The organism is Bacillus sp. AFS029637 (assembly GCF_002584985.1).
Classification (GTDB): Bacteria; Bacillota; Bacilli; order Bacillales; family Bacillaceae_G; genus Bacillus_A.
In genome coordinates this window covers 1-13461 of record NZ_NUPZ01000035.1, presented here as the reverse complement: position 1 = coordinate 13461, position 13461 = coordinate 1, and the positions used below count along the sequence as shown (strand labels likewise).

At 34.5% G+C, this 13461-nt stretch carries 15 protein-coding genes and 4 pseudogenes; 6 read left to right on the top strand and 13 right to left on the bottom strand.

Annotated elements, in window-relative coordinates:
* Window positions 1–54: 54 nt before the first annotated feature.
* The 3 pseudogenes from COE49_RS18470 to COE49_RS18450 form a co-directional block, all read right to left on the bottom strand.
* A pseudogene (locus COE49_RS18470) lies at window positions 55–273 on the bottom strand (IS3 family transposase); the annotation flags it as partial.
* Window positions 274–563: 290 nt separating this feature from the next.
* A pseudogene (locus COE49_RS18460) lies at window positions 564–770 on the bottom strand (RNA-guided endonuclease TnpB family protein); the annotation flags it as partial.
* Between the two features lie 218 nt (window positions 771–988).
* Window positions 989–1225, bottom strand: a pseudogene (locus COE49_RS18450) (DDE-type integrase/transposase/recombinase); the annotation flags it as partial.
* A 384-nt stretch (window positions 1226–1609) separates the two neighbouring features.
* Here COE49_RS18450 and COE49_RS18440 point away from each other — a divergent pair.
* On the top strand, window positions 1610–2068 hold the full coding sequence (locus COE49_RS18440; protein ID WP_098252901.1) for a hypothetical protein: 459 nt from the start codon (window positions 1610–1612) through the stop codon (window positions 2066–2068).
* 143 nt (window positions 2069–2211) lie between these two features.
* On the opposite strand, the gene dhaK is transcribed toward COE49_RS18440, so the two are convergent.
* Entirely contained in the window at window positions 2212–3963 is a 1752-nt protein-coding gene (dhaK, locus tag COE49_RS18430) for a dihydroxyacetone kinase subunit DhaK (RefSeq protein ID WP_098945990.1), read from the bottom strand.
* Window positions 3964–4141: 178 nt separating this feature from the next.
* On the opposite strand from dhaK, the gene dhaS reads away from it, so the two are divergent.
* Window positions 4142–4708, top strand: coding sequence for a dihydroxyacetone kinase transcriptional activator DhaS (dhaS, locus tag COE49_RS18425; protein WP_088232682.1), 567 nt, complete (start codon window positions 4142–4144; stop codon window positions 4706–4708).
* 19 nt (window positions 4709–4727) lie between these two features.
* The gene (gene dhaQ / locus COE49_RS18420; protein WP_098945989.1) at window positions 4728–5726 is read left to right on the top strand and encodes a DhaKLM operon coactivator DhaQ; all 999 of its coding nucleotides are present in this window, start codon (window positions 4728–4730) and stop codon (window positions 5724–5726) included.
* 98 nt (window positions 5727–5824) lie between these two features.
* Here the strand turns inward: dhaQ and COE49_RS18415 are convergent, their stop codons facing one another.
* The 6 genes and pseudogenes from COE49_RS18415 to COE49_RS28080 all read right to left on the bottom strand — a co-directional run.
* Window positions 5825–6463 carry a VanZ family protein gene (locus COE49_RS18415; RefSeq protein ID WP_098882688.1) on the bottom strand — a complete coding sequence of 213 codons (639 nt, stop codon included), beginning with the start codon at window positions 6461–6463 and terminating at the stop codon, window positions 5825–5827.
* Window positions 6464–6722: 259 nt separating this feature from the next.
* Window positions 6723–7049 (bottom strand): hypothetical protein, encoded by a 327-nt coding sequence (locus tag COE49_RS18410; RefSeq protein WP_088232685.1) that lies wholly within the window; start codon window positions 7047–7049, stop codon window positions 6723–6725.
* Between the two features lie 147 nt (window positions 7050–7196).
* On the bottom strand, window positions 7197–7568 hold the full coding sequence (locus tag COE49_RS18405; protein ID WP_088232701.1) for an ATP synthase subunit I: 372 nt from the start codon (window positions 7566–7568) through the stop codon (window positions 7197–7199).
* Between the two features lie 38 nt (window positions 7569–7606).
* Window positions 7607–8191 (bottom strand): CDP-diacylglycerol--serine O-phosphatidyltransferase, encoded by a 585-nt coding sequence (gene pssA, locus COE49_RS18400; protein ID WP_098882689.1) that lies wholly within the window; start codon window positions 8189–8191, stop codon window positions 7607–7609.
* On the bottom strand, window positions 8184–8642 hold the full coding sequence (locus COE49_RS18395; protein ID WP_088232686.1) for a MarR family winged helix-turn-helix transcriptional regulator: 459 nt from the start codon (window positions 8640–8642) through the stop codon (window positions 8184–8186). The genes pssA and COE49_RS18395 overlap by 8 nt, the downstream gene beginning before the upstream one ends.
* Before the next feature lie 191 nt (window positions 8643–8833).
* Window positions 8834–9142: pseudogene (locus COE49_RS28080) on the bottom strand (MarR family transcriptional regulator); the annotation flags it as partial.
* A gap of 576 nt (window positions 9143–9718) precedes the next feature.
* Between COE49_RS28080 and COE49_RS18380 the strand changes: the two are divergent.
* Entirely contained in the window at window positions 9719–10003 is a 285-nt protein-coding gene (locus COE49_RS18380; protein WP_098357214.1) for a YmzC family protein, read from the top strand.
* Between the two features lie 322 nt (window positions 10004–10325).
* On the opposite strand, the gene COE49_RS18370 is transcribed toward COE49_RS18380, so the two are convergent.
* Window positions 10326–10565, bottom strand: coding sequence for a preprotein translocase (locus COE49_RS18370; protein ID WP_140417498.1), 240 nt, complete (start codon window positions 10563–10565; stop codon window positions 10326–10328).
* A gap of 198 nt (window positions 10566–10763) precedes the next feature.
* Between COE49_RS18370 and COE49_RS18365 the strand changes: the two genes are divergently transcribed.
* Window positions 10764–10889 (top strand): YjcZ family sporulation protein, encoded by a 126-nt coding sequence (locus tag COE49_RS18365; RefSeq protein ID WP_000540377.1) that lies wholly within the window; start codon window positions 10764–10766, stop codon window positions 10887–10889.
* Between the two features lie 176 nt (window positions 10890–11065).
* On the opposite strand, the gene COE49_RS28075 is transcribed toward COE49_RS18365, so the two are convergent.
* Together COE49_RS28075 and COE49_RS18355 are read right to left on the bottom strand one after the other, a co-directional pair.
* Window positions 11066–11188 carry a hypothetical protein gene (locus COE49_RS28075; protein WP_255294751.1) on the bottom strand — a complete coding sequence of 41 codons (123 nt, stop codon included), beginning with the start codon at window positions 11186–11188 and terminating at the stop codon, window positions 11066–11068.
* Window positions 11189–11742: 554 nt separating this feature from the next.
* Window positions 11743–12363, bottom strand: coding sequence for a class I SAM-dependent methyltransferase (locus COE49_RS18355; RefSeq protein ID WP_088232692.1), 621 nt, complete (start codon window positions 12361–12363; stop codon window positions 11743–11745).
* A 652-nt stretch (window positions 12364–13015) separates the two neighbouring features.
* On the opposite strand from COE49_RS18355, the gene COE49_RS18340 reads away from it, so the two are divergent.
* Window positions 13016–13345 carry a 6-aminohexanoate hydrolase gene (locus COE49_RS18340; protein ID WP_088232694.1) on the top strand — a complete coding sequence of 110 codons (330 nt, stop codon included), beginning with the start codon at window positions 13016–13018 and terminating at the stop codon, window positions 13343–13345.
* Window positions 13346–13461: the final 116 nt, after the last annotated feature.

The following is a 13461-nucleotide window of genomic DNA, read 5'->3' as shown; positions in this document are numbered from 1 at the left end:
AAGAGTCCTATTATTGGTCATCTCCCTGTCAAGTAGACAGTCATAAAAAGAGTATTATGCCACGGCCTTTTCCCGATATTCTATCGGGGAAAGGCCGTGAAGTTTTTCTTGGAATCTTTCTGTATTATAGAATTGGATATATTCCGGAATTGCTTCATAGGCCATTTCATATGTTTTTGAGCGCACTAAATACAACTTCTCTGTTTTTAAATGTGAGAAGAATGATTCAATACATGCATTATCAAAACAGTTTCCACATCTAGAATGACTCCCAGTCAACTACCCCCACTGAGATAAAACGTTTCAGTGGGGGCTTGAGTTAGAACGCTAGGTCTTTTCTGTCTATCACTAGACAGTTTGACGCTCTAGCATTCATGCCATATTACGGTAACACCCCAAGTATGTTTTTGGTTGGTACTGGCAACGAACGATTGTTTTCCCACTTGCACCACCCTTTCGAAAAAGAGCAGTTCTTCCTTATGGAAGAAGCCACCACTCAGATAACTCCGGCGTGTACTACAAGCCCCGACAAGTCGAGTACACATGGATGGTTGACGCACCCACTAAGCTATGCGCGAAGCAACAGCCTTACGTTTTTGCACTTCTAATAGAATCGGTGTTTTCACTTTAAGATTGTCATCCAATTCTACAACTCTTGATTTTTGCAATGTATTCAGCGCACCATTAATATCCGCATGGATACATGTTCCTGCTTTACTTTGGTACAGACCACGAGTCATTCGTTTGCCACTAAAGCAATAATGGTTCCTACCATGTAATTCCTTTTGGTTCAAGTATCCAAATGATTATGATTATCATTATCTTTTTCGTTATCCTACGATATATTCCCTCCTTACCTATGGCAGATTATATCGTAAGACAAAAGAAACAAAATTGTTTCGTCTACCTGCTGACGGCAATTCATCTCCACCTGAATTGTTGGGTTTCACCCGTAACACAAATCAGATGAAGTCTTCTTGCCGAAAAGGATAAAACCTAACTTGTCTAACCGCTTTGCGTAGGCCCTTGATGTATATTGAAACCCTTGGTCTGAATGGAAAAGGGGCTTAGCTTTAGTAGTTAACGACCTTCTTTCTAATTGATCTAATGTAGTTAAAACTAAATCTAAATTATTTCTTGGAGATAGCTTCCAGGCAACAATTTCATTGCTATATAGATCTAACACAGCTGACAAATAGGCAAATTGTTCTCCAATTCTTAAATACCACAGATGTTTTTCTTCCATTAAGACTGAGTATATCAGAGGGGAAATAAATAGAAAAATCAAATGTTTGGCTACGCCAAACCGAAATTCATCTCCCACCTACCGCTAGACTATCGTCTTTCACACGCCCCAGGAAGGAGACTTCTTTCGGATAATGCGTTAAAGTTTGTATTATTAAAAATTAATAAAATTTGAATATTCTATTTTCTATCATATTGTATTACAATATGAATTGCTAAGGGACAAGATATTCTTTTTATAGAAGCTTCTGCTTACTTACCAGAAATAGAAAAATTCTGTTCCAAGTCTAACAATGCTCATCCTATATAACTGTAGTGTTGTAACTTTACATTCTAATTTAGAAATTATCAGGTGGTGTCGGTGATGTTTGAGTTTCTTTTAATTAAAGTCTTATTTACTATTTTCTTCATTAGCCTAATCGTGTTAATCAGTATAATATGGGCTAAAATAGAAAAATTCCTGGATGATACTGTATTTAAAAACGTTTCTGAGAAATCTAGATATACATTAACTATGATAATTGTCATGGTAGTCGAATTTGCTATCATAGTCATTACTTCATTCAATTGGGGATCTTCTATTATTGATACCCTCTTTTTCGGCAGTATTATTTTGTTCTGCTGCATATGGTTAATACCTTATTTTGTTACTCAGCAACAAAACGTTGCTAAAGTTATGGATAAGCATTTTAGTGGAGGAGTAAATTTAGGTGAAGTCCAAGTTCATCGTGCAAAACTTTCTGCATTTAATCTAGGAAGCATTGTATTTTCTATAGTTGGAATTATTGTGCCTATTTGTTACTACTTTAAATACTTTTTATAGAGGCTTATCAGTTCTTTTAATGTAGATGACATTATTCTCAATACAATAGGATCAATTATTGGAACATATTTCGCAATATACATATCAAAAAACAATATTAAGAAAATCCCCTCCACCATAAGGCAGAGGGGACTTTCTAATTCCTATTTCAAACTACCCGCAATCTCCGTAAAGATAACCCCAAGCGCATGCGCACCTGCATCTGGATATCCTAAACTTCTTTCACCTACTGTACCAGCGCGGCCCATGCGAGCTACAATTTCTTTCGTGTACTCTGCGCCTTTAACGGCTGCTTCTGCTCCTTTTTCAAAGGCAGTTTTCATGTCTTCTTCGTTTGAAGCGCTAGCTAACCAAGAATCTACACATGGAGCAAGTGCGTCAACAAGTGTTTTATCACCAACTACCGCTCCTCTTCCGAATGATCTTTCACCGATAGATTGTATACCTTGCAGTGCTCCTTGCAACATTTCAGCGAATTCTTTCACTGTTAGCTCACGTTTTTCGCCTGCTGCTTTACTAGCTGCGCGGAATGCACCGCCCCAAATTGGACCAGATGCGCCGCCGCAATGTTCCATAATAATCATGGAACAACCGTCAAGGAATGATCCGATCGTTACGTTTTCTTGCTCTACAATCGAATGCCACTCACGTTTTAATTGCTTAAATCCTTTTGCCACGCTCATTCCGAAGTCGCCGTCACCTGCATGTGTGTCTAACTCACAGAACGGTACTTCATTTTTAATAATAATGTCGCTCATTTTATCAACGAGATACATCATATTATTTAATGTAATAACATTATTTTTAATAACAGCGTGCTCTTCCGCCGTTTCTAGTTCAAAGGAAACTTCCTTCTCTTCTACCTCTTCAAGCACATTTACATACTCTACACTTTCAACTGGTCCATCTACTTTAAATGCTGGTGTATTACACTCTTTCGATAGTAATGTTTTTAACTCATCATCTAATTTCATTACTGTTAAAGACATACCAGCCATATCGATACTCGTCATATAGTTACCAACGAATACTCTATTGATTTTAATGTTTCTAGCAGCTAATTCTCTCGTAACGGCATTGTTAAATAAGTAAAGTTCTTGCAGTGGTGTTCCGCCAAAACCGTTAACTAAAAGTGCAATTTCTTCTCCATCTTTTACGCCTAAATCTTTTATTAAATCATTTGTCATACGGTTAGCTAATTCATCTGCTGACATCGTTTTTTCACGCTTAATTCCTGGTTCACCGTGAATACCAACACCATATTCCATTTCATCTTCCGCAAGTGTGAAAGTAGGTGATCCGCTCGCTGGAACTGTACAAGACGTTAACGCTAAACCGATTGTGCGCACGTTAGCCGCTGCTTTTTCTGCGATAGCTTTTACTGCACCTAACTCCATACCTGCTTCCGCTGCTGCACCGGCAATTTTATGAACTAAAATAACGCCCGCAACGCCGCGACGTCCTACTGTATACAGGCTATCTTCTACCGCAATATCATCGTCCACTTTTATGTAGTCAACTTCAATTCCATCTTCCGTCGCTAAATGCGCACCGTTCTTGAAATTCATAATATCGCCGCTGTAATTTTTAATAATTAATAACGTACCTTTTTTACTAGCTGTCTCTTTAATCGCTTGATATACCTGAATTTGTGAAGGAGAAGCAAACACATCTCCGCACACTGCCGCATCTAACATTCCTTTTCCGACTAATCCTGCATGTGCTGGCTCATGACCACTACCGCCGCCACTAATTAACGTTACTTTGTTTTCGTTCATTTCTTTCTTCTTAATCACTTTATATTTTTTCAAAAGCTCAAGCTCTGGGTGAGCCATAACCATTCCGTTACACATTTCCATTACTAATGTTTCAGGTTTGTTTATAATCTTTTTCATTGTGCTTCTCCCTCAATTCCTTTAATATATTGTGATATATTTGAAATCTTCTTCTTACTACTCATGGTAAAATGAAAGCGTTTTATAGTAAACGGACAAAATGGACAATCTGTCTAAAGACACCGCTCTCATTTATGGGTAGGATTTTCATATTACTAACATTCTAGGGATGATTCTGATGACCTCTTCTATAATTTCTAAAAAGATAATCGCGAACTCATTGAAATATTTAATGGAAACAGAGTCGTTTCATAAAATATCAGTAAGCGATATTATGTTACACTGTCAAATGCGTAGGCAAACTTTTTATTATCATTTTAAAGATAAATTTGAACTATTAAGCTGGATTTATAGAGAAGAAACGAAAGAAAACATTATTGACTTTCTCGACTATGAAACGTGGGAAAACATTTTCGATTTATTATTTGATTACTTTTATGAAAATCAAAAATTTTATCGAAATGCTTTTAAAGTCATCGAGCAAAACTCGTTCAATCACTATTTATTTGAGCATACGAAAAACTTATATATGAAAATTATTGATGAACTATCCGTGAGCTGTAAATTAACTCTTTCTATTGAAACGAAAAACACGATTGCCTCCTTTTATAGTCACGGCTTCGTTGGAACGATAAAAGATTGGATTGAAAGTAAATGCGAAGTAAATCCATCTATCATGTCTTCTCTCATGAAAAATATGATAAACAATCAATTACTACTATTACTTGAGCAATCAGCAAAGTAATTAAAGGGTGGCAAAAGCAATGAAAAAGATTATGAATGATGTACAAAATATCGTTCAAGATATGCTGCATGGATTTTATTTTGAACATAATGACAAAGTACATTACGACGAAACACATCACATCATTTATGTAAAAGATATCGAAAAACTGAAGCAAGACGTCGCTATTATAAGCGGCGGTGGTAGCGGACATGAACCTGCTGATATTGGTTATGTAGGAAAAGGAATGCTTACAGCAGCAGTAAACGGAAGCATCTTCACTCCGCCTACAGTGGAACAAATCGCAAGAGCAACTCGCCTCATACCAAAAGATAAAAGTATACTATTCATCATCAAAAACTTTAAAGATGACGTAGAAAACTTTCTAGCAGCAAAGCAAATCGCAAAAGAAGAAGGAAGAAAAATTGACCACATCATCGTAAATGACGATGTTTCAATTGAAGATGATGCTTCTTTTAATAAAAGAAGACGCGGCGTCGCTGGCACTGTTTTCGTTCAAAAAATAGTTGGTGCGGCCGCTCTTGAAGGCCATTCTTTAGAAGAACTAACAACACTCGGCCGTTCTATCACTGAAAATTTACACACATTAGGAGTCGCCCTTTCACCTGCCAATGATCCAGTGAAAGGAAAAGCTTCATTTTCATTAAACGACGATGAAGTCTTTTATGGCGTCGGTATCCACGGCGAAAAAGGGTACCGTAAAGAAGCGCTATCCTCTTCTGAAATATTAGCGATTGAACTAATGAACAAACTAAAAAGCATTTATCGCTGGAGAAAAGGAGACAACTTCGCCATCCTCATTAATGGACTCGGCGCAACTCCATTAATGGAACAATACATTTTCGCAAACGATATTCGCCGTTTATGTGAACTGGAAGGATTGCAAATTACATTCGTAAAGGTCGGTACGCTGTTAACTTCTTTAGATATGAAGGGTGTTTCGCTCAGTTTGCTTAAGGTTGAGGATTTGGATTGGGTGGAGTGGTTGAAGGCTGATGCTCGAGTGGGTAATTGGTAAGTAAAAATTATGACGATAAAAGCCTTTAACTATACGAGTTAAAGGCTTTTTGCAAATTGAAATATTGCACGAGCGTTAAAACGAAATTCGTAATCACCTCACTGAATGATGACAGATCTTCCAAATAAAGCTGGATGATAAATTAACATCGCACCTACAAATGAACACACTAAACAAAAAATAGCCTCGTATTTTATAACTAGAGAAGAGTTTGTATCAAGCTTTTTCCCCTCTCTTTTACATATCATTTTAAATAAAACTCTATATAATACATACCCAACCATCGCCCCGAGAGTGTTCGTAAATAAGTCATCAATATCTGTAATTCTATTATTTAGTAATTGGCTTAACTCAATTGCCAATGAAAAAAGGAATCCTGCACATACGGTGTTTTTCATTTTTCTAAAATGCGGCCAAATAGTCGGTAATAAAAAACCGAACGGCATAAACAGTACAATGTTCAAAAGATACGTAGTACTACCTGCCGTATCAAATAGAGTCAAGTTGATTTGACTTACACGAATCCACGTTTCGTAGTTACTTATATCCCATACAGTCGCGATCTGCGTCACCCTATACACTAACGAAAGGTAGAATAGAAAAACATACACCCACAAAAAATGCCAAATAGATATAGTTCTTTTCGCTTTAAAATAAACTCCAATTTGAAACATAATACAAAAAATAATAGTAAAAAAATACGTATACAAATAACTAATCAAAACTTCTGTATGCATGTAGAATCCCCTAACTTTACATTTTCCTCTATGGCTTTTTCGTTTTTAATCTCCTTCTTGATGTAACTCATTTATAGGATAGGAAAAACTTTTAAAATAAAAAGTAGGGTAAATATAAAATTTTTCTTAAATCTTATGTTTACCCTTTTTAATAGTCCGCTATCAGACAGAAATATCCAAAGGGGATTACATAGCATAACTTTTTATAAGTATCTTGTTTTTTAAGAAATCGTAATTCCATTTCAAATATTGAACTAAATTATCTTTTATGTTTTTCTTTAACCCATACTAAAATTAAATTTTTTAGTTCGTCTGTTTCGATACTGCAAGAATGGTTTTCATCTTCTATATAGCGATGAGTAATTTTTGTGAAGTCATTACATATTTCTAAATCACAACTATTTCCACCTAATTTTAGAGAATTAATTTCGCCGTTCAATACTTTATTTATACGAGATAACCAAAAAACACCATCACTATTTTGAATATCATTTTCTAAAAACTCCCCTACTAACGATATATTCTCAGGAAGTTTAATCATCAAAAGGTTAAAAGGTCCTTTAAAAAATTCATATGTGTATTTCATATATTAAAAATCATCCTCTCAATAGCTAACGCGTAATGGAAAGGCCGAAATAATACTATTCCTTGAATCAATGAACATCATAATTTCCATACCATGTGACGTTCTACCCTTGAAGGGCTTTTAATTCCTAATGCAAAACCTATTAATCTATCCCTTCTCATCTCTCATACTGTAATACCCCAAATTAATAATAATCAAGAAATACCCACCCATAATTCCAGCAGCAAATGTCCACATGAAATCATGGTGTTCAATTTCATACATAATAATCGCACCGAGTATTGCGGCTGCAAACCGGTTCATCATTCCGAGCATCGGTGCTTTTTCTTTTTTTACAATGCTGTCTCCGAACTTTTCAATGCGCCTTCCTAAAATCCAGGCGCAGTACATACTTACTAAAAGGCCGATGCTTATACCAACAAGCTGAGCTGAAAAAGGTGTCATCAACCATCCCAATAACATTACGCCTAGCAAACAATACATCTGTATGTTGAATGATCTTAGTGCCATACGAATCATGTTGTGCTCCTTATCTTTCTCCTTGTATTTCCGTATCATCAATCCCATCTTTCGGACTTCAAACTTTCCGTTATATCTTTTTTAAAATGAGGGAATTTGATTTTACTCACCATTAAATACGCGAGTATGCATGTACCAAACGCCACGGAAACTGGATTCTTTAAAAAACATAAAATGAGGAGACACATTGCCGCGAATGGAATTGGCATGCCGATAAAGGTTGGGAGTTTACTTTGCTGCGTGTTAAATCTCGCAAGCCGAAGCATTCCGCAAACACTGTAAGCAAGCGCACATAACATCCCGATTGACTGTAAATCTTTTAACACGACCGTATATGCAAGAATAGATGGTGCCACACCAAAGGTAACTAAATCCGCAAAGGAGTCTAGCTCTCCGCCAATTTCCGAAACAGAACCGAGTTTCCGAGCAACCATGCCATCAAACAGATCAAATACCATACCTGTAATTATGAACATGACTGCACCATACATATCGCTTGCGAAAACAGAGTAAATAGCCAATATCCCACAAATAAAATTCGCTATCGTCATCATATTTGGTATGTAACTCATCACACGCTTCTCCTCCTTTCTATTCATTACCTCATCTAAGTTCTTACTCATTACAATCAAGATCCTTCTGTTTTTCTTCCAATATCACTTTATTTATTTTCGTTAACGTATCCGTCATTTGTTCTAAAGCACCGATATCGATTTTTGAAAAATACTTCTCAATTAATACATCATCTAACTCAGACAACTGCTCCATATACTTACTACCATTTGGACCAAGTGTAAGGAAATACTCCCTTTTATTATTAGGATTTACTTGTTTTGAAATCATCTTCTGCTTTTCCAATTTCGATAAAACTTGGCTGACAGCACTTTTCGATATATTAAAAGTAGTCGCAATGTGATTTGCTGTCGTGTTTTCATTTAAATTAATATGAAATAACATACTCTCTTGCTGTCCTGTAAGACCGTACTCATCTTTCAACTCCTGAAATAGTAAAATATAAAATTCATTATAGGCTCGGTTCATTTCATTAATTATTTCTTTATACGTTCTAGTCATAGCACTCTTCCTCCATGCTGTTATTTCTTTTTAATAGTTAAGTTAAGTTCACTTAACTTAACTATAGTATACTGTTTTGTTTGTGTAAAGGGAAACCTCCCCCACGTTTTTACCATCGCACAAAAAAGAAGACACCTTTATTGATGTCTTCTTTTCATACTTACAATTTCATCAGCTTCTTTTTCAGCCTACTAACAGTTGCTCAGCCTTTGCTTAAATTCATCTAAAACTTTCTTTCTCTCTTCATACTCTTCTTCACCGGCTTCTTCCCAAAGTTCAAGATCAGCGCCACGTTCAATTAATGCAATCGCATTGCTGCGAACTTCTTCTTGAAGACAACCCTTCTCAAGTTGTATTGCCGCAAGACCGATGTATACTAAAGACATAACCTCTAAATCTTCACCTATATCAAACTCATCTACATACTCTTCTAAAACAAGATTTGTTGCTTCTTCTACACTGTTACCTTCATCTATATATTCAATAAAGTGAAACTTTAATCAGTGGGGGTTTTCTTCATCCCCCACTGATTATTAGTTGAACCAATCGGACTTTTATGGGCAGTTGATCCCCCACCTAACTTCTTTGCTTTCGCTGAATTTTGAGGTGGGGGTCTTACTGCCCATTAAAGCGGGATAAATTGATCTTTCACATCGCAAGTTGTGTCATCATCAAATAATCCAGTTCCCCAAGCACCCATATTCCACAGCTCCTTCTTTATACTTTTCTACTTCAATGTTAAATACAGTAGAAATTCATTACAAGACTAGTTATGCATATAATTATATTTTACAATTGCTATAGGAAATGCATATACTTCACCATATTTATCATTCTGAATATTTAAATGCAAATGATAAAAATTCCATATAGACCCATTACTGGTTAAAATGTTATAATTTAATTACCCTACATAGTTCCTCATATCCGGACTGAGGAACTAGCGTCTTATTAAGTAATGCGCATAAATTCAATAAAAAAGACACTTTTTACAGTGTCTTTTTTATTTATATGCTATTCGTAGGAACTCTCTCTTTTATACGCGAAATCTATTACATGACAAAGGAGACTAGCAAATGGAACATCCTGTTGCAAGAGAACTGCGTTTCATACGTGTATGCCTTATCATCTTAATTATTGTCATTGCATTTTGGGACCGTGAAAGAGTTGTGGAAATCAATGATCATGGCAGCGATTCTACCCCAAACATAAGCAATATGACCCAAATTAGTGAAAATACATTTGCAGACAAAGATGACTTTGGGCAAATTAAAATATTTAAGTTTAACCCGGATACAAACGACATTTCACTCGTTAAAGAATTTAATGCTGATGAATATGACTCGAGTACAGATAGATAAAGGAATCTGTACCATAAAAGTATAATGATCAAAACCTTTAGCCATAATTACGACTAAAGGCTTTTTTGTATGTAAGTAAATGAAAAAGGAGCTAACTTTATGGAACATAATAAAAATGGAATGCTCGCTTTAATCGTTTTGTTTGTAGGCCTCGCATTTTTTGTTATCGGTATGGTTTGTCATTTATGGGGATCCTGAAAGTTCATCATTATAACAATCTGTCTCTTTCTAAAACGAAGCAACTGCGCGATTCTTCTTCACTCATTTGAATAACATACGCAAAAGAAGACATCTGAATGGATGCCTTCTTTTCTTATATCTTTTATAAATTCCTTTGAGCAGATGCTCTCCAATCACGAAAAGATGTTGGGCGTCCAGAATGCGCTCTTTTCTTTGTAGCAGCTGGTTGTTCTTCTGGAATAGTTGCTTTCTCTTCAGGAGTATTTTGTTTTTCTTCAAGAATAGCCAAAGCTGTTTGCATCTTCTCCACCTGCTCTTTTAAAGCTTGCTGCTCAATCTTTAAATCCGTAAGTAAACGTAAAATCATTTCAGAATTAGCCATAAAAATCCTCCTTCCCCCAATACACAGAATAAAATACAATATGTAAACGACGAAACACCGGTGACAAAAATAAGGTCGTCAATTCTTTTAAAATCCGTGACATCTTTATTTTTCAAAAGGACCTGCTCCATTCATCCGTAAAAACATAAATTGAATTAAATCCATTATTAAATGGTCTTTATGGAAGGAGGAGTTAATATGGGCTATGGCGGTAGTTGTGGTGGAGGCTGCGGTTTCGGCGGCGGATTCGCTTTACTTGTTGTACTCTTTATTTTATTAATCATCGTAGGAGCTAGCTGTTGGGGCGGCGGATTCGGCTGCTAATTAGAGGCACTCTTGAGAGTGTCTTTTTTTTGTTTCATTTTTTCCCCTCCGATCTGTATCAGTTCTTTTTAAAATGTAAGATTTCCCATCTCATAGTAGCAAATGATTTATTTTCATATCGTCATATTTTGTCGAACGGCAATAAAGAAAAGACACCCTAAGGTGCCTTCTTCCGACTAGATCGGAGTACCGCCAGCATTTTGGAACCCACCCACGCTAGGCAAAAAATACAATGAGCTTACCACAATTATTTCATTGGGTGGTAAACCTTCTTTTTCTTTTCCCTCTTTTTCTTCCATTTTTCCACTCCTAAATTAAAAGTTTTATAATGCTTGTACATATTTAATATATACAAGATTCAACAGATTTTTTGGACATCTATCTATCAAAATTATTTGTATATCGTATACACATCAAGTTTACATAACGTCCTATTATTTAAGAATTGACATTAGTCGATTCTTTTTTTTGACTCTTTTTATATGTGGCAAAAACGCCACACATAAAAAGTCTAAAAAAACCAGTATTATCAATGCTTTATACCACTTTTAAAACTCTCTCTCTCTTCTCACTCTCTATATAAGGGCTTTTCTCCTTGCATTCCGAAATTCGGCGGGGGTTGGTATATCGCCAACCAAAAACGAGGACTTAGGTTGCTCGACTTGGACTAGCAATTGTACCAGCCGAACCGCCAGTTCTATCGTTCTAAGCAAGAAGCTTATTCTATATTCAGTTACGTTAAGTTCCTGAGGGCTAGCCCCCAAACTCCCAGCCAGCAATCACACCCAAAAACAAGGAGTTTAATAAAACAAACAAAAAGATTAACCAATAATGGTTAATCTTTTTGTTTATTTTATATTTTATTTTTTTCTAAAATAATAAAATCAGCTGATGATAATTTTTTATATTTTTGTTCTATAATTTTTAATACGTTATAATCTTTATATCTTGATATATAGCTAAAGATATCTCGATCTTTAATTGTTGGAATATTATACACAAACTCTTCTGGTTTAACAATTCTTGTATATAAAATAATAAAAGAAGAATTACAAGAAAAAATATCGTCTAAAGTTTTTTGAAAATCAGTCTCATCTGTGATGTGATATAAAACATCTAAACATACTACTAAATCACTTTTGAAATATCCTTTATTAATAAAATATTTAGGATTGTATAATAAAAAATTTTTTGTATTATCTTTTGTAAACATTTTTGAACATATATCTATAGATGTATGTGAAATATCCATACCTAAGTAGTTAGGATATTTCATATATTTTAATTGGTTACCATCGCCACAACCAAATTCAATTACAGTTTGAATTTGGTTTTCAATTATTAATTTATTAATTACATCTTTCTTGAATTCTGCTAACATTCCATATGATCCACTCCCTGAATTTCCTCCATCGGCATAATTGTTTTCCCAGTAATCGATATAATTAAATTCTTCTTCAGTTGTGTTATCCATAATTATCCTCCTTAAAAATGGTAAAATAAAATATTTTTTATAAATATGTATTTTATATAAGTAAAATGCTTGATTTAGTGAAAAGAATTTAACTGAACATAAAAGAAAAGGGTATGATTTTGCTTCAAAAGATATAGAGCAAAAGAAAAAAGCGAAAAATAAAAATAGAGATAGTGGTTTAGAAAGATAATAAAAACAAAATAAAGTGAATACTTAAAACTAAATTAAGTATTCACGAAACAAGAGTTAAGTAAAGACTAAAAAAAGTTAAGTGCTTAAAATAACTAAAACCATTGATATAGCTAGGTTTGTCCTACTTTTTTTGTTTGATTTAATCTCTTCTATAATCAATAGAGCTTTTCTCTATGCAAGGGGGAAAAGCAAGCTAAACAAAAAAATAAGCCATCCATTTGGATAGCTCATTTACATAATTATCGTTCCCGGAAGTTGATCTTTTAGCGCTCTTTCTCGTAATTCACTATGTTTTCCAAAGAAAATAGTGAAAGGCAAGGCGATGAATATATTTACAAAATGACAAAATTGTAAGAATACACGAATGTTTGTAAGAAAGTTCGATGTTTTCCTTTTTCTTTTTTTATTATAGTGAAAAAGAAGAACGAAATATTCTCTTATGTAGGAAAGGAAGATAATAATGATTGATCTATTAAATAAATGGATGTTAGAAAGTACAGGCAATTTTAATATCGTTGTAGGACTTACAGCACTTCTATTTTTGGGTTCAGTAATTGCACTTATTATTATTTACAAAAAAATTGGTAAACCAGATGAAAGAACAAATGCTATTTATTTTAAAATTATTTCTTGTATGTTTACTACTCAAATTCTAATGAATTGCATATTTATTTCTTTAGTTGGTAAAGATATCGAGAATTTCCGTCAAATCTTTATATTATTTGAAGCCTTTGTATTCTTCGTTGGAGCTATTTATTCGTTTAAATTATATAGACAAGAATTTAAATAATTTACTTGTAAGAAACAATAAAAAACGGTAGTGATTTTATACACTATTGTTTTTTATTGTTCATTTTTAGTTAATTATATATTCTATACATATGAGGTTAAGTCGGGTAAGCGAGG